Origin of the sequence: Streptomyces sp. NPDC090994, assembly GCF_044768905.1 — a bacterium.
Classification (GTDB): Bacteria; Actinomycetota; Actinomycetes; order Streptomycetales; family Streptomycetaceae; genus Streptomyces.
In genome coordinates, this window is the sequence record NZ_JBIVWS010000003.1 from 45,863 (window position 1) to 69,623 (window position 23,761).

Sequence of the window (23,761 nt, forward strand, 5' to 3'; positions counted from 1 at the left end):
CGGCCGTCCCGCCATCACGGCCGCGACGGCCGGCCCGGCGCGTTCACGCGGGCGTGGCCACCGGCTCCTCGCCCGGGTAGCGCACACCCACGCGGTCCCGGATCGCGTCGAGCGTCCGCATCACCGCCAGGGTGCCGTCCAGCGGGAGCAGCGGGGACTCGGTCTCCCCGGCCCGCAGGGCGCGCATCACCTCCCGGGCCTCGTGCGCGAGGCTGGCCCGCGGGCCGTCCGCCGGGTCGGCCGTGAACTCCTCGGGGTCGCGGCCGTCCCGGTGCAGCACGAAGCGGGTGGGGAAGAAGAAGCCGTCCGGTACGTCGATGCGGCCCGTCGAGCCGGTGATCGAGGCGGAGTTGGCCGTACCGCCGACGATGGAGCAGTGCAGTGCGCCCAGGGCGCCGTTGTCCCAGGAGAGCAGCGCGCCCGTCTGGAGGTCGACGCCCTCCTCCGAGAGCGTCGCGCTCGCCGTCACCCGCGACGGCTCCCCGAGCAGCAACTGGGCGAAGGAGACCGGGTAGACGCCGAGGTCCAGCAGCGCGCCGCCGCCCTGCGCCGGGTCGCGCAGCCGGTGGGCGGGCGGGAAGGGGCCCGCCAGCCCGAAGTCCGCCTGGACCGTGCGCACCTCGCCGATCGCGCCGTCGTCGACCAGCGCCTTCAGCCGCCGGACCAGCGGGTTGCAGTACATCCACATCGCCTCCATCAGGAAGGCGCCGCGCTGCCGGGCGAGGGCGACCAGTTCCGCCGCTTCCCGCGCGTTCAGCGTGAACGGCTTCTCGCACAGCACGCCCCGGCCCGCCTCCAGGCAGAGGCCGGCCGCCGCGCGGTGCGACGAGTGCGGGGTGGCGACGTACACCACGTCGACGTCCTCGTCGTGCGCCAGTGCCTCCCAGCCGCCGTACGCCCGCGCGATCCCGAACCGTTCCGCGAACGCCTTCGCCGACGCCTCGGTCCGCGACGCCACCGCCACGACCTCCGCGTCCGGCAGATCGACCAGGTCCGCCGTGAACCTCGCCGCCATTCCGCCGGTCGCCAGAATTCCCCAGCGCACCTTCTGTTCGGCCACCCGTGCCCACCCTCACCGAATTTGTCGTACAAGCTGATCGTTCGAGCTGAGAGCATAGGCGGCGGATCCGTCGAAGAGGGAGGGGGCGCATGGCCGACCAAGGGGTGTCCGCGTCGCGCACAACACCGCCGCACATACCGCCGCACCCAGCACCGGGCACGTCACCGGGCACGTCACCGGGCACGCCACCGCCGCCGCGCGCGGCCGGCCGTACCGGCCTGCTCGTCATACTCGTCCTCGGCGGTCTGACCGCGACGCCGTCGCTGGCGCTGGACATGTACCTCCCGGCCCTCCCGGAGGTCACCGACACCCTGCACGCGTCCGCCGCGACCGTGCAGCTCACCCTGACCGCGTGCCTGGCCGGCATGGCGCTGGGCCAGCTGGTCATCGGCCCGCTCAGCGACCGGCTGGGCCGCCGCCGCCCGCTGCTGGCCGGCCTCGCCGTCTACGTCCTCGCCACCGCCCTGTGCGCCCTGGCGCCCACCCTCGAACTCCTCGTCGCCTTCCGGCTGGCGCAGGGACTCGCGGGCGCCGCCGGCATCGTCATCGCCCGGGCCGTCGTCCGCGACCTGTACGACGGCGTCGCCATGGCCCGGTTCTTCTCCACCCTCATGCTCGTCTCCGGGGTGGCGCCGATCGCCGCGCCGCTGATCGGCGGCCAGGTACTGCGGTTCACCGACTGGCGGGGCGTGTTCGCCGTGCTCGCCGTCGTCGGGGTGGTGCTCGGCGCCGTCGTCTGGACCAGGCTGCCGGAGACCCTGCCGGCCGCCGAGCGGCACGGCGGCGGGATCGGCGAAGCCCTGCGGTCGATGCGGGGCCACCTCGCCGACCGGGTGTTCACCGGGTACATGCTCGCGGGCGGCTTCGCCTTCGCCGCGCTGTTCGCCTACGTCTCCGCCTCCCCGTTCGTCGTCCAGGAGATCTACGGGGCCTCCCCGCAGACCTTCAGCCTGCTGTTCGGCCTCAACTCGGTCGGCCTCGTCGTCGTCGGCCAGATCAACGGCAAGGTGCTCGTCGGCCGCGTCCCCCTGGAGCGGGTGCTGGCCATCGGCCTCACCGTCGTCATCGCCGCCGCGACCGCGCTGCTGCTGATGTCCCTCGGTGTCTTCGGCGACGTGGGACTGGCGCCGGTCGCCGCCACCCTGTTCGTGCTGATGTCCGCGATGGGCATCGCCATGCCCAACACCCAGGCGCTGGCCCTGATGCGGGTGAAGAGGGCCGCCGGGTCGGCCTCCGCGCTGCTCGGCACCTCCACCTTCCTGATCGGCGCGCTCGCCTCCCCGCTGGTCGGCATCGCCGGCGAGGACACCGCCGTCCCGATGGCCGTCGTCCAACTGGCCGCGGCCCTGGTGGCACTGGCCTGCTTCATGGGAATGTGCCGTCCCTGGAAGGCCGGTACGGCACGCGCGGGAGCGGAGGGGGAAGGAAGCTGAGCGCACCGAGGCTGCGCAGCGACGCGCCGGAACGGGCCGGACTCGACCCGGCCCTGCCGCGTCGGCTGGCCCAGCGGGTCCGGGACCTCACCGCCGGGGAACGCCCCTGGGCGGCCGGGGCCGTCGTCGCCGTCGGCCGCGGACCCGTGCTCGCCGTCGAGGCGGCGGCGGGCTGGGCCGTGCGGTACGCGGCGTACGACGCCCGCGGCGGTACGGGCGTGGAGCTGCCGGCCTCCTCCCGGGTGCCGGTGACCCCCGGCACCCCGTTCGACCTGGCCTCCCTCACCAAGCTGTTCACGGCGGTCGCCGCCGTCCAGCAGATCGAGCGGGGCACGCTCGGCATCGACGCCGAGGTCGGCGGGTACCTGCCGGACTTCCGCGCCGCCGCCGTGCACCGCCTCACCGTGCGGCACCTGCTCACCCACACCTCCGGGCTGCGGCCCGAGCTGCCGCTCTACGACTGCGCCGACGACGCGGAACGGCTCGCGAGGCTCCGTGCCGAGGCACCGGCCGGGCCGGTCGGGACGTACCGCTACTCCGATGTGAACATGCTGCTGCTCCAGCAGGTCCTGGAGCGGATCACCGGCCGCGCCCTGGACGCCCTGGTCCACGACGGCATCACCCGGCCGCTGGGCATGACGGCCACCCGCTTCGGGCCGTGCCCGGGGGCGGCGGCGACGGAGGACCAGCGGCGGCCCTGGGCCAAGGCGGACCGGGGGATGCTGCGGGGCGTCGTGCACGACGAGAACGCCTGGGCGCTGGGCGGGGTGGCCGGTCACGCCGGGCTGTTCTCGACCGCCCGGGACCTGTCGGTGTTCTGCCGGGCGCTGCTGTCCGGCGGCTCCTACGGACCGGCCCGCATCCTCGGCCCCGGCTTCACGGAGCTGCTGCTCGCCCCGCCGGGCCTGGGCTTCGCCCTCGACCAGCCGTGGTTCATGGGGGAACTGGCGGGGCGCGGGGCGGCCGGCCACACCGGCTTCACCGGCACCAGCCTGGTCATCGACCGGGCGACGGACACCTTCGTGGTGCTCCTCGCCAACACGGTCCACCCCTGCCGCCGCCCGCCGGACAGCCGCCCCCGGGCCGCGGTGGCGACGGAGGTGGCCCGCGCGGTGCGGGACCGGTGAGCGGACGTGCCGTTCCTGTCATCCGCCCGCTCACTTGAGCGGACGGGGGACAGGCCGGCGGCGGTTGCTCACCTTTAGAATCGCCGGGTGAACGCCCCCGCACCGCCCGCCGACACCCTGCGCACCGCCCTCGCCGGGCTGCTCGACGGGCTGCCGCCGCGCCAGGCCGCCCAGGCCGTGGAGCGGCTGATCGCCAACTACCGGGGCGCCACCCCGACCGACGCGCCGATCCTGCGGGACCGCGCCGACGTGGTCGCCTACGCCGCCTACCGGATGCCCGCCACCTTCGAGGCGGTGCGCTCGGCGCTGGCCGCGTTCGCGGCGGCCGTGCCCGGCTGGGCGCCCGCCTCCCACACCGACGTCGGCGGCGGCACCGGCGCGGCGACCTGGGCCGTCGGCGCCACCTGGGACGGGCAGCGGACCTCGACCGTGCTCGACTGGGCCGAGCCCGCCCTCGCCCTCGGCCGGGAGATCGCCGCCGCCGAGCCGGCCCTGGCCGCCGTACGCTGGCGGCGCTCGCGGATCGGAGCGGCGCTCACCCTGGACCCCACCGACCTCGTCACCGTCTCCTACGTCCTCAACGAGCTGACCGCCCCCGACCGCGCCGCCCTCGTCGACGCCGCCGCCGGTGCCGCGCGGGCCGTCGTGATCGTCGAACCGGGCACGCCCGACGGCTACGCCCGGGTGATCGAGGCCCGCGACCGGCTCGTCACCGCGGGCTTCCACGTCGCCGCCCCCTGCCCGCACAGCGCCGCCTGCCCCATCGCCCCCGGCACCGACTGGTGCCACTTCTCGGCCCGGGTCAGCCGCTCCTCCCTGCACCGCCAGGTCAAGGGCGGCTCCCTCGCCTACGAGGACGAGAAGTTCGCCTACGTCGCCGCCGCCCGCCCGCCGGTGCCGGTCGCCCCCGCCGACTCCCGTGTGGTCCGCCGCCCGCAGATCCGCAAGGGACAGGTCCTGCTCGACCTGTGCGAGAAGGAACCGGCGCTGCGCCGCGCCACGGTCACCAAACGCCACGGCGACCTGTACCGGGCGGCCCGCGACACGGACTGGGGCGACCCCTGGCCACCCGCGTGACGAGACGCACCGTCTTGCCGTCCTGGTAGATTCGCCCCATGCCCGCTCCCAGACGCCGCAGTGAGAAGTCCCGCAGGGCCATCTACGACGCCGCCCTCGCCCTCGTCGGCGAGGTCGGCTACCCGAGAACGACCATCGAGGGCATCGCCGCCCGCGCCGGCGTCGGCAAGCAGACCATCTACCGCTGGTGGTCCTCCAAGGCGGACGTCCTGCTGGAGGCGTTCCTCGACCTCGGCGAGCGGCAGGCCGCGGAGGCCGCGGAGGCCGCGGAGGCCGGGCGGGAGCAGGAGGCCGGGCGGGGGCAGGAGGCCGGGCGGGGGCCGGAAGGGGAGCCGGGCTCGTACGGCATTCCGGACACCGGTGATCTCGCCGCCGACCTCAAGGCCGTGCTGCGGGCCACCGTCGACGAACTGCGGGACCCGAGGTTCGACACCCCGGCCCGCGCCCTGGCCGCCGAGGGCGTCGTCGACGAGGAACTGGGCCGGACCTTCGTCGCCAAGCTGCTGGAGCCCTCGCTCCAGCTCTACGTCGACCGGCTGCGCGCCGCGCAGCGGGCGGGCGACGTCCGCCCGGAGATCGACCCGCGCATCGCCCTGGAACTCTTCGTCTCCCCGCTGGCCCAGCGCTGGCTCCAGCGCACGGCCCCGTTCTCCCACGAGTACACCGACACCCTCGTCGACTACGCCCTGCACGGTCTCGCTCCGCGCTGAACGGTCTCGCCCAGGAGCCGCCGTCTCGCCCAGGAGCCGCCGGACACCGCTGACCTGGGAACCATGTCCCTTCCCGGTCCCGGCGCGCACAATGGTGGGACCATAGGGCATGCTGATGCGCACGACGGCGAGGCGAGGGGATAGATGAGCGCGGAGTTCGGCGGCCGTAGCGGCCTACAGGGCAGGCTCTCCCACTGGTTGCGCGGACGCCGCCCGAAACAGACCGCCGACGAGGGCGGCCGGGAGACCCTGCTGCTCGCCGCCGCCGCGGCCGGACTGCCGCTCGCGCCCGCCGCGCACCCGGCCGGCTACCGCTGCTCGTGCGACCGCGTCGGCTGTCCCACCCCCGCCCGGCACCCCGTCTCCTTCGCCTGGCAGACCCAGTCCACGACCGACCGCGCGCAGATCGAGCGCTGGGCCCGCCACCAGCCGCAGGCCAACTTCATCACCGCCACCGGCATGGTCCACGACGTCCTCGACGTCCCCCTCCAGGCCGGCCGCGAGGCGCTGGAGCGGCTGCTCGCCACCGGGGTCGAGGTCGGCCCGGTCGCCGAGAGCGACGACGGCCGCATGCTCTTCTTCACCCTCACCCGCGGCACCCCCGAGGACGAGGACGAGTGGTGGCCGTGCGAACTGGACTGCCACCCCGACACCACGGACGAGCACCCGGGCCTGCGCTGGCACTGCCGCGGCTCCTACGTCCTGGTACCGCCCGCCCGGCTGCCCGGTGACCACGGCGTGCACTGGGTGCGGGGCCCGGAGCACCCGCTGCCGGACCCGCTCACCCTGCTGGAGGCGCTCACCGACGCGTGCGCCCGGCACGCCGGCACCGACGCCGACCAGGCGGGCACCGCCTGGCCCCTGCGCCACTGACCCCCGCCCCCCGCGACCGGCCTCCGCGACCGGCCCCCGGCGACCGGCCCCCGCGTCACTCGCCCTTCGCCGAGGTCAGCCCCTGGACCCGCCCCAGGATCGCCACCTCGTCCTCGGCGGCGTCACCCGCCGGGTCGAGGGCGACCTCGTTGGAGACGAACTCCATCGTCAGCGCCTGCTTGATCTCGCCGTCGGTCAGCGCGAGCACGTCCTTGTTGGGCGTGGGCACCGAGGCGCCCCGCGCGGCGGTCTGCTTCTCGTAGTGCCGGGTGGTGAAGAACACCAGCGCGCCGCCGTCCTTCGTGCGCAGCGCCAGCGGCGCGTAGTCGCCGTCGGTCAGCGGTTCGTCGATGTACTGCGTGGCCAGCCCCGGCCGGCTCGCCTGCGTCTTGCGCTGCGCCCGCCAGGCGCTGGTGTGCGCGCCGGGGGCGAAGTCGTCCCCGCCGTCCTGGAGGTAGTTCGTGTAGCTCTTGCTCAACTTGGCGGGGCTGACGGCCAGTTGGGCCGAGTTGGCGGACACGGCCTCCGCCCAGCCGTCCTGGTCGGTCTTGAACTCGGGCACGTCGTCGGGGGCGACCAGCGTCAGGTACGCCACCTGCCAGGTCTCGTCCAGGCCGTCCCGGGTGAACACCAGCAGCCAGCGCACGTCACCGCCCTTGTTGCCGCGGGCGTCGGCGAGGAACCAGCGCGGCCAGCCCGCCTTCTTCGGGATCGTGTAGGTGACGTCGGTCAGCTCCAGCGGGCTGTACGACGGGTTGCCGTCGGGGTTGTTGGCCTTGCCGGCCTTCAGCCGGGCCGCGTCGATGTCGGCGAGGGCCCCGGTGGTGTGATCGGCGTCCAGGGAACCGTCGTACGCCTTGTCCGCCTTGTTGTACGCGGCGGTGAACTCCGCTAGGGCCTCGGCGGCCTCCGCACGGGTGGCTCCGGGCAGCACCTCGCGCTCGCCGTGCACCACCACGCACCCGCTCGCCGTCAACGACAGTGCGATTGCGGCGGCCCCTGTCAGGACGCTCCGGTCAAGCCTGCTCATCAGGTTCCTTCACCTTCCCCTTCCCGGAGGCGAACCCTACCGGTGCCCGGCGCCGCGCGGACGCCGGGACCGGGTACCGGGTCCGGCGGCGCTCACGGGTCGCGGCGCGGGGTGACCAGGACGGCGCCGGTACGCGGGTGGGGGAGCACCTCCACGGGCTGGTCGTAGACCTCCGACAGCAGGTCGGCGCGGAACACCTCGCCCGGCGGCCCGTCGGCCGCGACCCGGCCGGCCCGCAGCACCGCCGCCCGGTCCGCGTAGGCCGCCGCCAGGCCCAGGTCGTGCAGGACGACGACGACCGCGTCCCCGGCCCGCGCCCGTTCCCGGCACAGCCGCAGCACCAGTTCCTGGTGGCGCAGGTCCAGGGCGGCGGTCGGTTCGTCGAGCAGCAGCAGCGGGGCGCGCTGGGCGAGGACCCGGGCCAGGGCGACGCGGGCGCGTTCGCCGCCGCTCAGCGCGGAGAACGGCCGCCCGGCGAACGCGCTCACCTCGGTGCGGGCCATCGCCTCGGCCACCACCGCGTCGTCCTCGTCCGCCGACGGCGTACCGGCGTGCGGGGCGCGGCCCATCCGGACCACCTCCTCGACGGCGAACGGGAAGGACAGCGCGGCGGACTGGGGCAGTACGGCCCGGCGCAGGGCGAGTTCGGCCGGGGACCAGTCGGCCACGGGGCGGCCGTGGACGCGGACGGTCCCGCCGGCCGCCGGGAGGTCGGCGGCCAGGGCGCCCAACAGGGTGGACTTCCCCGCCCCGTTGGGGCCGACGAGCGCGAGGACCTGGCCGGCCCGGACGGTGACGTCGACGCCGTCCAGGACCGGCCGGCCGCCGAGCCGGACGCGTACGTCCTCGGCCTCGGCCAGGACGTCGCCGGGCGCGGCCGGGGCGGGCGGCGCCGGACGGGGCGGTACGAGCCGCGGCAGCCTCATGCCCAGCCTCCCTGTCCGCGCCGGGTGCGGCGCAGCAGCCAGAAGAAGAACGGACTGCCCAGCAGCGCCGTCAGCACCCCGAGGGGCAGTTCGGCGGGCTGGGCGACGGTCCGGGCGGCCAGGTCGGCCGCGAGCAGGACGAGCGCGCCGAGCAGGGCGCTGCCCGGGATCAGGAACCGGTGGCCGGGCCCGGCCGCCATCCGCAGCAGGTGCGGGACGACCAGGCCGACGAAGCCGATGACGCCGGAGACGCTCACCGCCGCCGCCGTCAGCAGCGCGATGACCAGGATCAGGACGATCCGCAGCCGTTCCACGTCCACGCCCAGGTGCCGGGCGGGGCGTTCGCCGAGGGCGAGGAGGTCCAGGCGGCGGGCGTACAGCGGGGCCAGCCCCAGGCCGATCGCCGCGCACGGCAGCACGGCGAGGACCTTCGGCCAGGTGGCCTGGGCGAGCGAGCCGAGCTGCCAGAAGGTGATCTGGTTGACGGCGGCGGTGTCCGCGAAGAACAGGAACAGGCCGATCAGCGCGCCCGCGAAGGCGTTCACCGCGATGCCGGTGAGGATCAGCGTCACCACTTCCGTCCGGCCCCCGGAGCGCGCCATCACGTACACCACCAGGACCGTGACCAGCCCGGCGGCGAACGCGAAGACGGAGACGGTCCAGGTGCCGAGGAAGTTCAGGCCGAAGGCGATGGCGGCGACCGCGCCGACCGCCGCGCCCGAGGAGACGCCGATGACGCCCGGTTCGGCCAGCGGATTGCCGAACACGCCCTGCATCAGCGCGCCCGCGCAGCCCAGCGAGGCGCCGACCAGCAGCGCGAGCACGATCCGCGGGAACCGTACGTTCCACAGCACCGACTCCGCGACCCGGTCCAGTGTGGCGCCGCCGAGCCCGACGCGGTGCAGGGCCGAGCCGACCACGTCACCGACGGGCACCGGATAGGCGCCGGTCCCGGCCGCGACCGGGACGAGGAGCAGCAGCGCGACGGCCAGGCCGGCGGTCAGCAGCCCGGCGGTGGAACGCCGGGTGCCCGGCGGCGGGGCGGGATCGGTGATCACCGCAGTAGCTTAGGTTAGCCTTCCCTACTCTCGCCACCGAAGTGCCGCCCGTCGCCCGGTGTTTCAATGCTCCCGTGACTGATTACGACGTGCTGCGCGTCTTCTGCGCGGCGAACGGCGGCTACGGCAACGAACTCGGCGTCGTCCGGGACGGTTCCGCGCTGCCGGAGCGGGCGGAGCGCCAGGCCTTCGCCGCCAAACTCGGCTTCAGCGAGACCGTGTTCGTCGACGACCCCGAGCGCGGCGTCATCGACATCTACACCCCCACCCTGCGCCTGCCCTTCGCCGGCCATCCCTGCGTCGGCACGTCCTGGCTGCTCGACGTGCCCGAACTCATCACCCCGGCCGGGGTGGTGGGGGCCCGGCAGGACGGGGAGTTCAGCTGGATCGAGGCGCGGGCGGCCTGGGCCCCGCCGCGCACCCTGCGCCAGTACGCCACCCCGGCCGAGGTCGACGACCTGCCGGTGCCGCCGAAGGGGGAGTGGATCTACGCCTGGGCGTGGGAGGACGAGGCGGCCGGGCGGGTCCGGGCGCGGGGGTTCCCCGGCCGCATCGATGAGCGCGGCGAAAGCCGCTCCGGTGGAGCCGGTGCTTGCACCGGGGGCATCGACGAAGACGAGGCGACGGGTGCGGCGGCCCTGCTGCTCACCGACCGGCTGGGCCGGGCGCTCAACATCACCCAGGGAGCGGGTTCCCAGATCCTCACCGCCCCGCAGCCGCACGGGTGGGTGGAGATCGGCGGACGGGTGTTCCTGGAGCGCTGATTCCCCGTGACCGGCCGTTCTTGACAGGGCAACAGGTGATCGATTTACTCGGGCGCGCCGGCCCCCACAGTCGGCGAAGAGGTACGCCCAGCCGGTAATTGGCACCCTCAGCCAGCAGCCCGGACCGAGTCGCCAGGACCGCCGTACGGCGTCCGAGGCGGGGACGTATCCGCAAACCGTATGGAGCTCGAAGGATGAGCCGTTCTCCCCTGCACTCCCGCACTGCCCTGACGGCGGCCGGTACCGTGGCGCTGGCCGCCCTGGTGTGCGCCCCCGGCAACGCCACCGCCGCCACGGTCACGCTGCCCCCGGCCGGCGCCGGCTTCGACTACCAGATCGGCGGCGCCTACACCCCGCCGGCCGGTGTCGAGGTGGTCACCCGCGACCACGAGGACGCCCCGGCCGACGGGCTGTACAACATCTGTTACGTCAACGCCTTCCAGACCCAGCCCGGTGCCGCCGACGAGTGGAAGGGCCTGCTGCTTCAGGACGCCGACGGCAACGTCGTCTACGACGACGAGTGGGCCGGCGAGGCCGTCCTCGACATCACCACCGAGGACAACCGCAAGGCCATCGCCGAGAAGGTGGGCGGCTGGATCGACGACTGCGCGGCCAAGGGCTACCAGGCCGTCGAACCGGACAACTTCGACACCTACGACCGCTTCTCCGACCTGCTCGACGCCTCCCAGGCCCAGGACCTGATCCAGCGGCTCGCCGCCCGCGCGCACGCCGCCGGCCTGGCGATCGCCCAGAAGAACACCGCCGGCCTGGCGGAGAACCGCGTGGCCAACGGCCTCGACTTCGCGGTGGCGGAGGAGTGCGGCAAGTACGAGGAGTGCGACACCTACACCGAGGCGTTCGACGAGCACGTCATCGTCATCGAGTACGACGACGAGGGCATGGCCAACGCCTGCGCCGGCTGGGGCGACACCCTCAGCATCGTCAAGCGCGACTACGACGTCACCACCCCCGGCAGCGGCGAGTACGTCCGCGAGACCTGCTGAACCCCTGAAACGGGGGCGCCGGGACGGAGTACCGCCCCGCCCCGGCGCCCCGCCCCGGCGCCCCGCACCCGCCCGCCGCCGCTACGCGCTGAGCGGGAACTCCTCGCCCAGCGCCCGGAAGACCGCCGTGTTCAGCGCGAACGCCCGCTTGCACTCGGCCACGATCCGCTGCTGCTCCAGCTCGTCGGCCCGGATGCCGTCCAGCAGCTCCCGGTACCCGCGCTTGAACGCGGCCGGGTTGGTGATCTCCTCGAAGACGTAGAACCGGACCCCGTCGCCCTTCTTCGCGAAACCCCAGGTCCGCTCGGCCTTGTCGCGGATGATCTGGCCGCCGGAGAGGTCGCCCAGGTAGCGCGTGTAGTGGTGGGCGACATAACCCGCCGGCCACTGCTCGGCGCACTCCCGCACCCGGGCCGCGTACTCCTCGGTGGCCGGCAGCGGGGCCAGCCCCGTCCGCCACCCCGCGCCCCGCAGGTGCGCCAGGTCGCGCTCCAGCGACGGCAGCCGCTCCAGCTCCGGCTGGATGAAGGGCCCGGCCACCGGGTCGGCCGCGAGCCGCCCGGCGGCGGCCTCCAGTGCCTCGTACACGAACCACAGCTGCTCGGTGTAGCGCGCGTAGGCGTCCACGCCGAGCCGGCCGCCGAGCAGATCGCTCATGAACGTCGAGGTCTCGGCCTCCACGTGCTGCGCGTGGGAGGCGGTGCGGATGAGCGTCGAGAAGGAGTCCATGCGCCCGATCTTCTATGGTAAGGCTTACCTAAGTCAATAGCTTGCCGACGGCCTGTCGGTAAAAAGCGTACCCGGGGGCGCGCGAAAAGGCGCCCGAAAAGGCGCACGAAAAGGCGCACGAAAAGACCCGCCCTCCGGAAGAGAGCGGGTCGGCGGGGGAGCGCGCGGGCGTCAGGGCAGCGTGAGGATCTCCGCGCCGGTCTCCGTCACCACCAGGGTGTGCTCGAACTGGGCCGTGCGCTTGCGGTCCTTCGTCACGACCGTCCAGCCGTCGTCCCACATCTCGTACTCGTGCGTGCCCAGCGTCAGCATGGGCTCGATCGTGAAGGTCATGCCGGGCCGGATGACGGTGGTGGCGTGCGGGCTGTCGTAGTGCGGGATGATCAGCCCCGAGTGGAACGACGAGTTGATCCCGTGCCCGGTGAAGTCCCGCACCACGCCGTACCCGAACCGCTTCGCGTACGACTCGATGACCCGGCCGATGATGTTGATCTGCCGGCCCGGCTTCACCGCCTTGATCGCGCGGTGCAGCGACTCCCGGGTCCGCTCGACCAGCAGCCGGCTCTCCTCGTCGACGTCACCGACCAGGTAGGTGGCGTTGTTGTCGCCGTGCACGCCGCCGATGTACGCCGTCACGTCGAGGTTGACGATGTCGCCGTCGCGCAGCACCGTGGAGTCCGGGATGCCGTGGCAGATCACCTCGTTGACGCTGGTGCACAGCGACTTGGGGAAGCCGCGGTAGCCGAGGGTCGAGGGGTAGGCCCCGTGGTCGCACATGTACGCGTGCGCCACCCGGTCCAGTTCGTCCGTGGTCACACCCGGCGCGATGAGCTTCGCGGCCTCCTCCATCGCCCGCGCGGCGATCCGCCCGGCCACCCGCATCGCCTCGATCGTCTCGGGCGTCTGCACCTCCGGACCGGTGTACGGCGTCGGGGCGGGCTTGCCGACGTACTCGGGCCGGCGGATGTTTCCGGGTACGGAACGGTTGGGAGAAAGCTCCCCTGGTACGAGCAGCGACTGGCCAGACATGTCAGCGAGTCTAACCAGCGGGCATACGAGACCATGTCCCTGGCGAAAGGAGCCGGTCATGGCCCTGTTCAAGAAGCGTACGGTCGGCAAACCGGGCGAGTGGTACTACTGCCTCCAGCACCAGAAGGTCGAGGAGGGGCCGGAGTGCCCGGCCAAGGACCGCTTCGGTCCCTACGCGTCGCGCACGGAGGCGGAGCAGGCGATGCGGACGGCGCGTGAGCGCAACCTCCAGTGGGAGAACGACCCCAAGTGGCACGACGCGCCGGAGCCCGAGTGATCTCGCGGGGCGACCGCGGGTAGGGGGTGGGGACGCGCCCCTCCAGGGGCGCGGGGAACTGCGCGACCAGCCACCCCCTGCCCGCACCCGACCCACGACAACAGGAGCCCCCATGACCGCCGCAGGCCCCGGCACCCGCCCGGAGGGCGCCCCCTCCGTCCCCTTCCGCGCCGGCGAGGACGGCCACGCCAGCTACCGCATCCCCGCCGTCGTCCGCACCGCGGCCGGCACGCTCCTCGCCTTCTGCGAGGCCCGCGCCACCGGCCCCGCCGACCACGGCACCATCCGCGTCGCCGTCAAACGCTCCACCGACGGCGGCCGCACCTGGGGCCCTCTGGTCATCGCCGCCGAGAACGGCGACGACCTCGCCGGCAACCCCTCCCCGGTCGTCCTCGGCACCGGCCGCGTCCTGCTCGTCCACGTCCGCAACGCCGCGCACGCCACCGAGGCCGCCATCCGCCGCGGCGAGGTCACCGCCGAGGACGGGCGCCGCGTCTGGGTGACGCACAGCGACGACGACGGGCTCACCTGGTCCCCGCCCCGGGAGATCACCGACCGGGTCAAGCGCCCGGAGTGGCGCTGGTACGCCACCGGCCCCGGCCACGCCCTGCGCCTGCGCACCGGCCGCGTCGTCGTCCCCGCCAACCACTCCCTGCCCGACGGTCCCGACGGCGGCCACTGCCTGCTCAGCGACGACGACGGCGCCACCTGGTACCTCGGCTACGTCGACGACGGCGACGGCACCGCCACCCGCGTCGCCGCCAACGAGTCCACCGCCGCCGAACTCCCCGACGGCCGCCTCTACGTCAACGCCCGCACCATGCCCCCGTCCCCCGGCCCCCGCGCCGACGCGTACTCCGAGGACGGCGGCCGGACCCTGACCGCCCCCTTCCGCCGGCAGCCGGACCTGACCGGACCCGTCTGCCAGGGCAGCGTCCTCGCCCTCCCCGACGCCGGCCCCCTGCTCTTCTCCGGCCCCGCCGACCCCGCCGCCCGCGCCCGGATGACCCTGCGCGCCTCCACCGACGGCGGCACCCGCTGGCACCCGGCCCACACCGTCGACGACCGCCCCGCCGCCTACTCCGACCTGGTGCCCCTCGGCGCCCGCTCGGTCGGCCTGCTCTACGAGACCGGCGACGCCGGACCGTACGAGACGATCACCTTCCGGCGGCTCGCGGTGTCCGCCGGCGGACCCGCATAGAGTCGGCCCATGACCTCTACCGACAGTGACAGCGCCGCACAGCAGAAGGCCCCCGCCAAGGACCCCTGGGACCTGCCCGACGTATCCGGTCTGGTCGTCGGCGTCCTCGGCGGGACCGGGCCGCAGGGCAAGGGCCTCGCCTACCGCCTGGCCCGGGCCGGCCAGAAGGTGATCGTCGGCTCCCGGGCCGCCGACCGCGCCCGGTCCGCCGCCGAGGAGATCGGCCTCGGCGTCGAGGGCGCCGACAACGCCGAGACCGCCCGCCGCAGCGACATCGTGATCGTCGCCGTGCCCTGGGAAGGACACGGCGACACCCTCACCTCCCTGCGCGAGGAGCTGGCCGGCAAGCTCGTCGTGGACTGCGTCAACCCGCTCGGCTTCGACAAGAAGGGCGCCTACGCCCTCAAGCCCGAGGAGGGCAGCGCCGCCGAGCAGGCCGCCGCCCTGCTCCCCGACAGCCGGGTCACCGCCGCCTTCCACCACCTGTCCGCCGTCCTCCTCCAGGACCCGGAGATCGAGGCCATCGACACCGACGTGATGGTGCTCGGCGAGGCCCGCGCCGACGTCGAGACCGTCCAGGCGCTGGCCGGCCGCATCACCGGCATGCGCGGCGTCTTCGCCGGGCGGCTGCGCAACGCCCACCAGGTCGAGTCGCTGGTCGCCAACCTGATCTCCGTCAACCGCCGCTACAAGGCCCACGCGGGACTCCGCGTCACGGACGTATGAGGCGATGGGGGACACTGGTGGGCAGCAGCCAGACCGCCCGTGTCCCCCGACAGGAGCCGACCTCATGCCCCGCCTCGCCCTCTACGCCCTGATCGTCTGCGTGCTCGCCGTGGTGGCGGCCGTCGTCTCCTTCGCCGAGGGCGTCGTCCTGGTCGGCGTGGTCTGGGTGCTGCTGGCGGGACTGTCGTCCAACATGTGCTGGTACTACTTCAAGCGCCGCCGCGCCTGAGTCACGACCCCGTCGTGCACAGCTCGTCCGTCTGCCAGAAGCGGTACAGCTCGAAGCCGCAGTACGAGTCGAAGTCGCTGATGCCCAGCGACCGCAGCACGGCGTCGATCGCGTCGAAGAACACGCCGTTCAGCGCCGGGACCCACAGCAGCGCGAACACGAACAGCAGCCCGAACGGGGCGAGCGGCTCCAGCTGCCGCCGCACGCTGTACGACAGCCAGGGCTCGATCACCCCGTAGCCGTCCAGGCCCGGCACCGGCAGGAAGTTCAGGATCGCCGCCGTGACCTGGAGCAGCGCGAGGAACGCGAGGGCCAGGCGGAAGTCGCCCGGTACGCCGTCCAGCGCGTCCAGCCAGAACGGGGCGGTGCACACGACGGCGAACGCCACGTTGGTCAGCGGGCCCGCCGCCGAGATCAGACTGTGCCGCCAGCGGCCCCGGACGCGGCCCCGCTCGATGAAGACCGCGCCGCCCGGCAGACCGATGCCGCCCATGATGACGAAGACGACGGGGAGCACGATGCTGAGCAGCGCGTGCGTGTACTTCGCCGGGTTCAGCGTCAGATAGCCCTTGGCGCCGACCGAGATGTCCCCGCTGTGCAGGGCGGTGCGGGCGTGCGCGTACTCGTGCAGGCACAGGGAGACGACCCAGGCGGCCGTCACGAACAGGAACACCGCCAGCCCCGGCTGCTCGGCGAACCCGGTCCAGGTGGCCCAGCCGGTGACCGCGGCGACGGCGACGATCCCGAGGAAGACGGGGGAGACCCGCCGGTCACTGGGGCGGGCGGGGGCGGTGGTCATGACAGCGGGGCTCCTGTGCTCGGGGCTCGTGGTGCGCGTTCGTGGTGCGCGTTCGCGGTGCGGGTTCGGGGTGCGGGTTCGGGGAAGGGCTCGACGGTACCGGTGCCGGGGTGGGAACGTCCCACGGGGGACCGCCGGTTCCATGCCCCGGTAAACCCGGAGGCGGCGCGGGCGCGTCCCCGGAGAGAATGGACCCCGTGCGCTACCGCATCCTCGGCACCACCCAGGCATTCCGCCCCGACGGCAGCCCCGTCCCGGTCGGCGGGGCGCGGCTGCGCGCGCTGCTGACCGTGCTCGCGCTGCGGGCCGGCCGGACCGTACCGCCCGGCCTGCTGGTCGACCAGGTGTGGGCCGACGACCCGCCCGCCGACGCCACCGGCGCCCTCCAGGCCCTGGTCGGGCGGCTGCGCCGGGCGCTCGGCGCGGACGCGGTCGCCCTCGCCGACGGCGGCTACCGGCTCACCGCCGCCCCCGACGACGTCGACCTGCACCGCTTCGGGCGGCTGGCCGGCGAGGGCGCCCGCGCGCTGGCCGACGGCGACCCGGACAAGGCGGCCGGCGTCCTCGACGACGCGCTGGCGCTGTGGCGCGACCCGGTCCTGGCCGACCTGCCCGACCGCACCGCCGAGGCGGCCCGCTGGGAGACCCGGCGGCTGGACGCGCTGCGCGCCCGGCACACCGCCGCGCTGCGGCTCGGCGACGCCGAGCGGTCCCTGCCCGAGCTGACCGCCCTGTGCGACGCCCACCCCCTGGACGAACCCCTCCAGGCGCTGCGGCTGCGCGCCCTGCGCGGCACCGGCCGCACCGCCGAGGCGCTGGCCGCCTACGAGGACGTACGCCGCCTGCTCGCGGACCGGCTCGGCTCCGACCCGGGCCCGGACCTGCGGGCCCTCCACGCCGAGCTGCTGCGCTCCGAGGCCCTGCCGCCGTCCGGGCCCCGCCCGGCCCGCCCCCGGGGCAACCTCCGGGCCCGCCTCACCTCCTTCGTCGGCCGGGACACCGACCTGGAGACGCTCCGCGCCGACCTGGGCGCCACCCGGCTCGTCACCCTGCTGGGCCCCGGCGGCTCCGGCAAGACCCGGCTCTCCCTGGAAGCCGCCGAGGCCGCCGGGGACACCGCCCGGGACGGCGCCTGGCTCGCCGAACTCGCCCCGGTCGACGACCCCGCCGCCGTACCCGAGGCCGTGCTGACCGCCGTAGGAGCCCGCGAGACCGTGCTCTACGGCGCCGGCGCCGAGGAGCTGCGGGTCGCCGCCGACCGGCCCGCCACCGCCGTCGAACGCCTCGTCGAGCACTGCGGGCGGCGCCGGATGCTGCTCGTCCTCGACAACTGCGAGCACCTCGTCGACGCCGCCGCCCGCCTCGCCGAGGAACTCCTCGCCCGCTGCCCCGGCGTCACCGTCCTCGCCACCAGCCGGGAACCCCTCGGCGTACCGGGGGAGCTGCTGCGGCCGGTGGAACCGCTGCCCGAGCCGTCCGCGCTGCGCCTGCTCGCCGACCGGGGCCGGGCGGCCCGCCCCGGCTTCCGCGTCGAGGACGACCCCGACGCCTGCGCCGAGATCTGCCGCCGCCTGGACGGCCTGCCGCTCGCCATCGAACTGGCCGCCGCCCGGCTGCGCGTCCTGACCCCCCGCCAGATAGCCGACCGGCTCGACGACCGCTTCCGCCTGCTCACCTCCGGCAGCCGCACCGTCCTGCCCCGCCAGCAGACCCTGCGCGCGGTCGTCGACTGGTCCTGGGAGCTGCTGGACGAGGACGAACGGGACGTGCTGTGCCGCCTGTCGGTGTTCGCCGGCGGCTGCGACCTGGCCGCCGCCGAGGCGGTCTGCGGCCCCGCCGCCCTGGACGCGCTCGGCTCCCTCGTCGACAAGTCCCTGGTGGTGGCCGCCCCCGCGGGCGACGGCGGCGAGATGCGCTACCGGCTCCTGGAGACCGTCGCCGAGTACGCCGGCGAGCGCCTCGACGAGACCGGCGGCCGGTCCGCCGCCGAACGCGCCCACCTGACGCACTACCGCGAACTCGCCCGCACCACCGACCCGTTGCTGCGCAGCCGGGACCAGCTGGCCGCCATCGCCCGCCTGGAGCGGGAGTACGAGAACATCCGCAGCGCGCTGCGGCACGCCGTCGCCGAACGCGACGAGCAGGAGGCGCTGTGCCTGGTGCTCTCACTGACCTGGTACTGGCACGTACGCGACCTGCGGACCGAGACCCGCGCCTGGTGCCAGGAGGTCATGGCGCTCGGCCCGGACCCGTTCACCGACCCGCCGGTGCCCGCGGCGCCCGTCCCCGAGCGGTGCACGAGCGCCCCGCCCCCGATGACCGGCGAGGTCCTCGCCGAGGCCCGGCGCGGCGTGCACCTGGCCCACCTGGCCTGCATGGACACCGAGCTGGACGCCTGGCAGACCCCGGTGGCGCAGGCGAAGCTGCGGGCGGTCGCCGCCACCTACCAGCCGGGGCTGCCGCAGACCTGCCGCAGCCCCGGCCTGTTCTGGTTCTTCGCCGTGATGCTCACCGGCGATATGGGCCGGCTGCGCGTCATCCTGGACGCCGCCGTGCGCACCTGCCGCGCCACCCCGGGCTTCGAGTGGGAGCTGGCCTGCGCGCTCCAGTGGCGCGCGACCGTCCTCTCCAACCGCTCCGACTGGGCGGGCGACGCCGCCCGCGACGCCGACGAGTCGCTGGAGATCTACCGGCGCCTCGGTGACGAGTGGGGGCTCGCCGAGGCCCTCTCCGCCCGCGCCGAGGCCCGCGAACGCAGCGGCGAGTTCCGGCTGGCCGCCGCCGACTACGAGGCCGCGGCGCGGTACGCGGAGCGGCTCGGCGCCCACGCCCAGGTGGACGTGCTCGACGCCCGGCTCGCCGGCTCGCTGCTGGAGGACGGCCGGGAGACGGACCGGGGCGAGCGCATCCTGCGCGAGGTCGCCGAGCGCTCCGACGACGGCCGGCACAACAGCGCCATGCCCGCCGCCCGGCTGTTCCTGGCCGGCTGGCTGGCCCGGACCGGGCGGACCGCCGAGGCCCGGGAGCAACTGCGGCTGCTGCGGCTGCACTTCACCATCACCCACTTCGTCGTCTTCGACGCCTTCATCCTGGGCGCCGAGTCCTGGATCGACGCGCTGGAGGGGCACTACGACACCGCCCTGGACAAGGCCCGGCGGGCGCTGGAGCGCAGCGACGACCCGTTGGCGGTGGCCATCGCGCCGCACATGCGCTCCGTCCACCTGGCGATCGCCGCACTGCCGCTGGCCCGGGTCGACGGCGGGCGCCGGGCCCGCGACGCCGCCCGCTGCCTCGGCGCCGCCGCCGCGCTGCGGCCGTCCGGCCAGGTCGAGGAGGGTATGGAACGGGCGGTGCGGGTCCGTGCCACCGAGTGGGCCAGGGCCGCGCTGGGGGACGCGGAGTACGAGGCCGCGTACGCCGAGGGCGCCGGCCTCTCCGCTGCGGAGGCCGGCGCCCTGATCTGACCCGCGTCAGCTCTTCGTGCGGAACTTGTGGATCGCCACCGGCGCCATCACTGCCGTGATCGCCGCCGACCAGCCCAGGGTGATCCACAGGTCGTGCGCGACCGGACCGCCCACCATCAGCCCGCGCGCCGCGTCGGCGAGCGTGGAGAGCGGGTTGTAGTCGGTGAACGCCTGCAGCCAGCCCGGCATCGACTGGGTCGGCGCGAAGATCGACGAGCCGAACTGGAGCGGGAACAGCACCAGGAAGCCCATCGCCTGCACGGACTGCGCGTTCTTCAGGACCACGCCGAGCGTGAGGAACACCCACATGATCGACGAGGCGAACGCGGCGGACAGCCCCACGGCCGCCAGCAGCCCGCCCCAGTGCTCGATGTCGAAGCCGACCAGCACGGCGACGATCATCAGCACCGCGGTGGCGAACAGCATCCGCGCCAGCTCCACCGTGATCTTCGCGAACAGCACCGAGCCGCGCCCGATCGGCAGCGACCGGAACCGGTCCATCACCCCGGAGTTGAAATCCTGGCTGAACCCGGTGCCGACGCCCTGCGACAGGGTCATGCTCATCATCGCGATCATGCCGGGGATCACGTACTGGACGTAGCCGTCCTGTCCGCCGCCCAGCGCCTGGCCGATCGAGCCGCCGAAGACGTACACGAACAGCAGCGTGAAGACGACCGGCATCAGCAGCGCGTCGAACATCGACTCCGGGTCCTGCCGGATCCACAGCAGGTTGCGGCGGATCAGGGCGCCGGTGTGCCGGACGTGGCCGCGCAGCGGGATGCGTGCGTCGGCCGTGGTGACGGTGGTGGCGCTCATACGGCGACCTCCTCGCGGGTGTCGGTGGCGGGCGCGGCGTCCTGCGGGGCACTGGCGCGGTGGCCGGTGAGGGACAGGAAGACCTCGTCCAGGCTGGGCAGTTCGGTGGTGACGGAGGAGAGCGTGACGCCCTGCGCGGTGACCGCGCCGACCACCGCGGTCAGCTGCTCGTCGCTGAGGATCGGCACCAGCACGGCGCCGCGCTCGGCGTCGACGGTGGTGGAGGCGAGCCCGGTGATGCCCAGCCCGTCCAGGAACGCGGCCATCGGCCGCAGCTGCTCCGGGTCGGCCGGCCGGACCCGCAGGGTGCGCCCGCCGACCTTCGCCTTCAGCTCCTCGATGCCGCCGTTCGCGATGACCTTGCCGCGGTCCACGACGGTCAGCTCGGAGGCGAGCTGCTCGGCCTCCTCCATGTACTGGGTGGTCAGCAGGACCGTCACCCCGTCCCCGACCATGGCCTTGACCTCGTCCCACACCTCGTTGCGGGTGCGCGGGTCCAGACCGGTGGTGGGCTCGTCCAGGAACAGCACCGCGGGCCGTCCGATCATGGACGCCGCCAGGTCCAGGCGCCGCCGCATGCCGCCGGAGTAGGTGCCCGCGGGACGCTTGGCGGCGTCGGTGAGCGAGAACCGCTCCAGCAGCTCGTCGGCCCGCGCGCGGGCGTCCTTGCGGGACAGGTCGAGCAGACGGCCGATCATGTAGAGGTTCTCCCAGCCGGGGAGCTTCTCGTCGACGGAGGCGTACTGCCCGGTGAGTCCTATGACGCGGCGCAGCTGCCGGGGCTGGCGCAGCGCGTCGTACCCGGCGACGACGGCCTCGCCGGAGGTCGGGGTGATCAGGGTGGACAGGATGCGCACCAGCGTGGTCTTGCCGGCGCCGTTCGGCCCGAGCACGCCCATCACGGTGCCCTCGCGCACGTCCAGGTCGACGCCGTCCAGCGCCTTGGTCTCGCCGTAGTGCTTGACCAGCCCCCGGACACGGACGGCGGGGCGCGCGCCGTCGGGGCGGTTGTCGATTCGCTTCATGCCGACGACGGTGCCAGCCCGCACCGACAGACGGCCGACAGACCGCCGACATCCGCCCGCGGGGTATGGCGGGGCCCCGCCGACGGGGGAAGATCGGCGGGGCCCGGCGTCGTACCGCAGTGGCTTGTACGGACCGGTCAGTGGACGGAGTGCTCCTCCTGCGGGAACGTTCCGCCCACGACGTCCTCGGCGAACGCCTTCGCCGCGTCGCCCATGACGGTGCGCAGGTCGGCGTACTTCTTCACGAACTTCGGCACCCGCCCGCCGGTCAGCCCGAGCATGTCGGTCCACACCAGCACCTGCGCGTCCGTCTGGGGACCCGCGCCGATGCCGACGGTCGGGATGTGCAGCGTCCGGGTCACCTCGGCGGCCAGCTCGGCCGGCACCAGCTCCAGGACGACCGCGAAGGCGCCCGCGTCCTGCACGGCCTTGGCGTCCCGCAGCAACTGCTGGGCGGCCTCCTCGCCGCGGCCCTGCACCCGGTACCCCATGGCGTGCACGGACTGCGGGGTCAGGCCGATGTGCGCCATCACCGGGATGCCGGACTCGACGAGCAGCCGGATCTGCTCGTGCGACCGCTCACCGCCCTCCAGCTTCACCGCGCCGGCCCCCGCCTCCTTCACCAGCCGGGTCGCCGAGCGCAGCGCCTGCACCGGGCCCTCCTGGTACGAGCCGAAGGGCAGGTCGGCGACGATCAGGGCCCGGCTGGTGCCCCGGACCACGGCGGCCGACAGCATGGTCATCTCGTCGAGGGTGACGGGGACGGTGGTGTCGTAGCCCAGGTGACAGTTGCCGGCCGAGTCGCCGACCAGCATGACCGGGATGCCGGCCGCGTCGAACACGGACGCGGTCATCGCGTCGTACGCGGTGAGCATGGGCCACTTCTCGCCGCGCTCCTTGGCCAGCGCGATGTCCCGGACGGTGATGCGGCGGGTGCCCTTGCCCCCGTACAGCGCCTTGCTGCTGCCGTCGGAGGGCTTGTTGGTCGGTGCGTTCTGGGCAGCCGAGAGCTGCGTCATGGCAACGGCTCCTTCATGTCATCTCGAGGCGCCCTGACGGCGTCCCCGGATCACCTCCATGGTGGCACCTCCCGCCGGTCGGCGGCTAGGGGCCCCGCACCGACCGGATGGACGGGCGCCCGCCGGCCCGCGCGCGCCCCCGCGTGCACATCCCCCTGCCCGTACGGCCCCGGGGGGAGGGCGGAAAGGGCATGTTCGATCCCCTAGGGTTGTCGCACGGGGTGACCGTGTGTACGGCAGGCAGTGAGGCGACGAGGGTATGGCGCAGCAGGTTCACATGGCCGAGACGGACGACGACGGCGCCGGACCGGAGCGCCGTCGAGGCCGGCTGCGGCGCCTGCTGGACCGGCTGACCAGGGGCTGGCGCGGGGACCGCCGGATCTGGCGCCGGGGCATCGTCACCGCCGTGGTGGCCGTCCTGCTGGCCGGCGTCATGGCCGGGCACGCGCGCATCCCGAACGCGGTCGGCAACCTGGGCAGCCTCACCGAGACCTTCCTGCCGTGGTTCGGCCTGCTGATCCCCGTACTGCTGCTGATCGCCCTGGCCCGCAGGTCGGCGACCGCGCTGATCGCGCTCCTGGTCCCGGCCGTGGTGTGGGCCGACCTCTTCGGCGGCCTGCTCACCACCAAGTCCCACGGCGGCGGCGACCTCACGGTGGCCACCCACAACGTCAACGCCGACAACGCCGACCCGGCCGGCACCGCCCGCGCGGTCGCCGCCTCCGGCGCGGACGTGGTGGCGCTGGAGGAACTGCAGGCGTCGAAGGTGCCGACGTACGAGAAGGCGCTGAAGTCGGTGTACGCGTACCACCGGGTCGTCGGCACCGTCGGCCTGTGGAGCACGTACCCGATGAGCGACGTCGGCCCCGTCGACATCAAGCTGGGCTGGACCCGCGCGATGCGCGCCACCGTCGCCACCCCGGCCGGCGAGGTCGCCTTCTACGTCGCCCACCTGCCCTCGGTGCGGGTGAAGCTGGCGGCCGGGTTCACGGCCCGCCAGCGGGACCGCAGCGCCGACGCGCTGGGGCAGGCCATAGAGCGGGAGACGCTGGACAAGGTCGTCCTGCTCGGTGACCTGAACGGCACGATGAACGACCGCGCGCTCAACGCGGTCACCTCCCAGCTGCGCTCCACGCAGGGCGCGGCGGGGGACGGGTTCGGGTTCAGCTGGCCGGCGTCGTTCCCGATGGCGCGGATCGACCAGATCCTGGTCCGGGGCGTGGAGCCGGAGAGCAGCTGGACCCTCCCGGCGACGGGCAGCGACCACCTGCCGGTGGCCGCGCGTGTGAAGGTCGACACATCCCGGTCCTGAAAGGCCAGCTCATCCCTGTCCTGACCCTTCGCCGAAACCCGCCCGTCACCTCGCGGAATACTCACCCTGAGAG

Annotated in this window: 23 protein-coding genes and 1 pseudogene; 13 read left to right on the top strand and 11 right to left on the bottom strand. The window is 74.2% G+C overall.

All coding sequences use genetic code 11. The features are described from left to right. Positions 1 to 43 precede the first annotated feature (43 nt). Positions 44 to 1,060: a Gfo/Idh/MocA family protein gene (locus tag ACIQR3_RS07620; protein ID WP_403535586.1), complete on the bottom strand. Its 1,017-nt coding sequence runs from the start codon at positions 1,058 to 1,060 to the stop codon at positions 44 to 46. Between the two features lie 89 nt (positions 1,061 to 1,149). On the opposite strand from ACIQR3_RS07620, the gene ACIQR3_RS07625 reads away from it, so the two are divergent. From ACIQR3_RS07625 to ACIQR3_RS07645, 5 genes are all read left to right on the top strand, one after another. After that, complete coding sequence (locus tag ACIQR3_RS07625; RefSeq protein ID WP_403535588.1) at positions 1,150 to 2,493, top strand: multidrug effflux MFS transporter; 1,344 nt, start codon at positions 1,150 to 1,152, stop codon at positions 2,491 to 2,493. Beyond that, positions 2,436 to 3,620 carry a serine hydrolase domain-containing protein gene (locus ACIQR3_RS07630; protein ID WP_403535591.1) on the top strand — a complete coding sequence of 395 codons (1,185 nt, stop codon included), beginning with the start codon at positions 2,436 to 2,438 and terminating at the stop codon, positions 3,618 to 3,620. The genes ACIQR3_RS07625 and ACIQR3_RS07630 overlap by 58 nt, the downstream gene beginning before the upstream one ends. Before the next feature lie 87 nt (positions 3,621 to 3,707). After that, entirely contained in the window at positions 3,708 to 4,697 is a 990-nt protein-coding gene (locus ACIQR3_RS07635; RefSeq protein ID WP_403535594.1) for a small ribosomal subunit Rsm22 family protein, read from the top strand. 38 nt (positions 4,698 to 4,735) lie between these two features. Beyond that, positions 4,736 to 5,407, top strand: coding sequence for a TetR/AcrR family transcriptional regulator (locus ACIQR3_RS07640; RefSeq protein WP_403535597.1), 672 nt, complete (start codon positions 4,736 to 4,738; stop codon positions 5,405 to 5,407). A 144-nt stretch (positions 5,408 to 5,551) separates the two neighbouring features. Next, positions 5,552 to 6,280, top strand: coding sequence for a bifunctional DNA primase/polymerase (locus ACIQR3_RS07645; RefSeq protein WP_403535600.1), 729 nt, complete (start codon positions 5,552 to 5,554; stop codon positions 6,278 to 6,280). Positions 6,281 to 6,335: 55 nt separating this feature from the next. Here the strand turns inward: ACIQR3_RS07645 and ACIQR3_RS07650 are convergent, their stop codons facing one another. From ACIQR3_RS07650 to ACIQR3_RS07665, 4 genes and pseudogenes are all read right to left on the bottom strand, one after another. Next, complete coding sequence (locus ACIQR3_RS07650) at positions 6,336 to 7,310, bottom strand: hypothetical protein (RefSeq protein ID WP_403535602.1); 975 nt, start codon at positions 7,308 to 7,310, stop codon at positions 6,336 to 6,338. Then, positions 7,297 to 7,386: pseudogene (locus ACIQR3_RS07655) on the bottom strand (iron transporter); the annotation flags it as partial. The gene ACIQR3_RS07650 and the pseudogene ACIQR3_RS07655, both read right to left, overlap by 14 nt. 16 nt (positions 7,387 to 7,402) lie before the next feature. Further along, on the bottom strand, positions 7,403 to 8,236 hold the full coding sequence (locus ACIQR3_RS07660) for a heme ABC transporter ATP-binding protein (RefSeq protein WP_403535605.1): 834 nt from the start codon (positions 8,234 to 8,236) through the stop codon (positions 7,403 to 7,405). Then, positions 8,233 to 9,294 (bottom strand): FecCD family ABC transporter permease, encoded by a 1,062-nt coding sequence (locus tag ACIQR3_RS07665; RefSeq protein WP_403535608.1) that lies wholly within the window; start codon positions 9,292 to 9,294, stop codon positions 8,233 to 8,235. Before ACIQR3_RS07665 ends, ACIQR3_RS07660 begins: the two co-directional genes overlap by 4 nt. Positions 9,295 to 9,368: 74 nt before the next feature. Here ACIQR3_RS07665 and ACIQR3_RS07670 point away from each other — a divergent pair, with 74 nt between their 5' ends. Continuing rightward, positions 9,369 to 10,058, top strand: a complete 690-nt coding sequence (locus ACIQR3_RS07670; RefSeq protein WP_403535611.1) for a PhzF family phenazine biosynthesis protein — start codon at positions 9,369 to 9,371, stop codon at positions 10,056 to 10,058. Positions 10,059 to 10,252: 194 nt separating this feature from the next. Then, positions 10,253 to 11,062, top strand: coding sequence for an endo alpha-1,4 polygalactosaminidase (locus ACIQR3_RS07675; RefSeq protein ID WP_403535612.1), 810 nt, complete (start codon positions 10,253 to 10,255; stop codon positions 11,060 to 11,062). Between the two features lie 81 nt (positions 11,063 to 11,143). Here the strand turns inward: ACIQR3_RS07675 and ACIQR3_RS07680 are convergent, their stop codons facing one another. Beyond that, positions 11,144 to 11,791, bottom strand: coding sequence for a heme oxygenase (biliverdin-producing) (locus ACIQR3_RS07680; protein ID WP_403535614.1), 648 nt, complete (start codon positions 11,789 to 11,791; stop codon positions 11,144 to 11,146). A 171-nt stretch (positions 11,792 to 11,962) separates the two neighbouring features. After that, positions 11,963 to 12,820 carry a type I methionyl aminopeptidase gene (gene map, locus ACIQR3_RS07685; RefSeq protein WP_403535617.1) on the bottom strand — a complete coding sequence of 286 codons (858 nt, stop codon included), beginning with the start codon at positions 12,818 to 12,820 and terminating at the stop codon, positions 11,963 to 11,965. Positions 12,821 to 12,878: 58 nt separating this feature from the next. Here map and ACIQR3_RS07690 point away from each other — a divergent pair, with 58 nt between their 5' ends. From ACIQR3_RS07690 to ACIQR3_RS07705, 4 genes are all read left to right on the top strand, one after another. Then, positions 12,879 to 13,097, top strand: a complete 219-nt coding sequence (locus ACIQR3_RS07690) for a hypothetical protein (protein ID WP_215168769.1) — start codon at positions 12,879 to 12,881, stop codon at positions 13,095 to 13,097. A gap of 112 nt (positions 13,098 to 13,209) precedes the next feature. Beyond that, the gene (locus ACIQR3_RS07695; RefSeq protein WP_403535620.1) at positions 13,210 to 14,298 is read left to right on the top strand and encodes an exo-alpha-sialidase; all 1,089 of its coding nucleotides are present in this window, start codon (positions 13,210 to 13,212) and stop codon (positions 14,296 to 14,298) included. Positions 14,299 to 14,307: 9 nt separating this feature from the next. After that, positions 14,308 to 15,024 (top strand): NADPH-dependent F420 reductase, encoded by a 717-nt coding sequence (gene npdG / locus ACIQR3_RS07700; RefSeq protein ID WP_403535623.1) that lies wholly within the window; start codon positions 14,308 to 14,310, stop codon positions 15,022 to 15,024. 64 nt (positions 15,025 to 15,088) lie between these two features. Further along, on the top strand, positions 15,089 to 15,253 hold the full coding sequence (locus tag ACIQR3_RS07705) for a hypothetical protein (protein WP_215168775.1): 165 nt from the start codon (positions 15,089 to 15,091) through the stop codon (positions 15,251 to 15,253). A 1-nt stretch (position 15,254) separates the two neighbouring features. Here ACIQR3_RS07705 and ACIQR3_RS07710 read toward each other — a convergent pair whose 3' ends face one another. Next, positions 15,255 to 16,052 carry a site-2 protease family protein gene (locus tag ACIQR3_RS07710; RefSeq protein WP_403535625.1) on the bottom strand — a complete coding sequence of 266 codons (798 nt, stop codon included), beginning with the start codon at positions 16,050 to 16,052 and terminating at the stop codon, positions 15,255 to 15,257. 188 nt (positions 16,053 to 16,240) lie between these two features. Between ACIQR3_RS07710 and ACIQR3_RS07715 the strand changes: the two genes are divergently transcribed. Continuing rightward, positions 16,241 to 19,516: a BTAD domain-containing putative transcriptional regulator gene (locus tag ACIQR3_RS07715; protein WP_403535628.1), complete on the top strand. Its 3,276-nt coding sequence runs from the start codon at positions 16,241 to 16,243 to the stop codon at positions 19,514 to 19,516. A gap of 6 nt (positions 19,517 to 19,522) precedes the next feature. Here ACIQR3_RS07715 and ACIQR3_RS07720 read toward each other — a convergent pair whose 3' ends face one another. From ACIQR3_RS07720 to panB, 3 genes are all read right to left on the bottom strand, one after another. Further along, positions 19,523 to 20,332, bottom strand: a complete 810-nt coding sequence (locus ACIQR3_RS07720) for an ABC transporter permease (protein WP_215168778.1) — start codon at positions 20,330 to 20,332, stop codon at positions 19,523 to 19,525. Then, entirely contained in the window at positions 20,329 to 21,357 is a 1,029-nt protein-coding gene (locus tag ACIQR3_RS07725) for an ATP-binding cassette domain-containing protein (protein ID WP_403535632.1), read from the bottom strand. Before ACIQR3_RS07725 ends, ACIQR3_RS07720 begins: the two co-directional genes overlap by 4 nt. A gap of 137 nt (positions 21,358 to 21,494) precedes the next feature. Then, entirely contained in the window at positions 21,495 to 22,376 is an 882-nt protein-coding gene (panB, locus tag ACIQR3_RS07730) for a 3-methyl-2-oxobutanoate hydroxymethyltransferase (protein WP_403535634.1), read from the bottom strand. A gap of 259 nt (positions 22,377 to 22,635) precedes the next feature. On the opposite strand from panB, the gene ACIQR3_RS07735 reads away from it, so the two are divergent. Then, entirely contained in the window at positions 22,636 to 23,688 is a 1,053-nt protein-coding gene (locus ACIQR3_RS07735) for an endonuclease/exonuclease/phosphatase family protein (RefSeq protein WP_403535637.1), read from the top strand. The last annotated feature ends 73 nt before the right edge of the window (positions 23,689 to 23,761 follow it).

Coding starts and splice junctions, on each gene's coding strand:
- ACIQR3_RS07675 (WP_403535612.1), top strand. CDS start 10,253: ATGAGCCGTTCTCCCCTGCACTCCCGCACTGCCCTGACGGCGGCCGGT.
- ACIQR3_RS07725 (WP_403535632.1), bottom strand. CDS start 21,357: ATGAAGCGAATCGACAACCGCCCCGACGGCGCGCGCCCCGCCGTCCGT.
- panB (WP_403535634.1), bottom strand. CDS start 22,376: ATGACGCAGCTCTCGGCTGCCCAGAACGCACCGACCAACAAGCCCTCC.
- ACIQR3_RS07690 (WP_215168769.1), top strand. CDS start 12,879: ATGGCCCTGTTCAAGAAGCGTACGGTCGGCAAACCGGGCGAGTGGTAC.
- ACIQR3_RS07645 (WP_403535600.1), top strand. CDS start 5,552: ATGAGCGCGGAGTTCGGCGGCCGTAGCGGCCTACAGGGCAGGCTCTCC.
- ACIQR3_RS07680 (WP_403535614.1), bottom strand. CDS start 11,791: ATGGACTCCTTCTCGACGCTCATCCGCACCGCCTCCCACGCGCAGCAC.
- ACIQR3_RS07660 (WP_403535605.1), bottom strand. CDS start 8,236: ATGAGGCTGCCGCGGCTCGTACCGCCCCGTCCGGCGCCGCCCGCCCCG.
- map (WP_403535617.1), bottom strand. CDS start 12,820: ATGTCTGGCCAGTCGCTGCTCGTACCAGGGGAGCTTTCTCCCAACCGT.
- ACIQR3_RS07705 (WP_215168775.1), top strand. CDS start 15,089: ATGCCCCGCCTCGCCCTCTACGCCCTGATCGTCTGCGTGCTCGCCGTG.
- ACIQR3_RS07735 (WP_403535637.1), top strand. CDS start 22,636: ATGGCGCAGCAGGTTCACATGGCCGAGACGGACGACGACGGCGCCGGA.
- ACIQR3_RS07715 (WP_403535628.1), top strand. CDS start 16,241: ATGGACCCCGTGCGCTACCGCATCCTCGGCACCACCCAGGCATTCCGC.
- ACIQR3_RS07710 (WP_403535625.1), bottom strand. CDS start 16,052: ATGACCACCGCCCCCGCCCGCCCCAGTGACCGGCGGGTCTCCCCCGTC.
- ACIQR3_RS07650 (WP_403535602.1), bottom strand. CDS start 7,310: ATGAGCAGGCTTGACCGGAGCGTCCTGACAGGGGCCGCCGCAATCGCA.
- ACIQR3_RS07625 (WP_403535588.1), top strand. CDS start 1,150: ATGGCCGACCAAGGGGTGTCCGCGTCGCGCACAACACCGCCGCACATA.
- npdG (WP_403535623.1), top strand. CDS start 14,308: ATGACCTCTACCGACAGTGACAGCGCCGCACAGCAGAAGGCCCCCGCC.
- ACIQR3_RS07640 (WP_403535597.1), top strand. CDS start 4,736: ATGCCCGCTCCCAGACGCCGCAGTGAGAAGTCCCGCAGGGCCATCTAC.
- ACIQR3_RS07720 (WP_215168778.1), bottom strand. CDS start 20,332: ATGAGCGCCACCACCGTCACCACGGCCGACGCACGCATCCCGCTGCGC.
- ACIQR3_RS07695 (WP_403535620.1), top strand. CDS start 13,210: ATGACCGCCGCAGGCCCCGGCACCCGCCCGGAGGGCGCCCCCTCCGTC.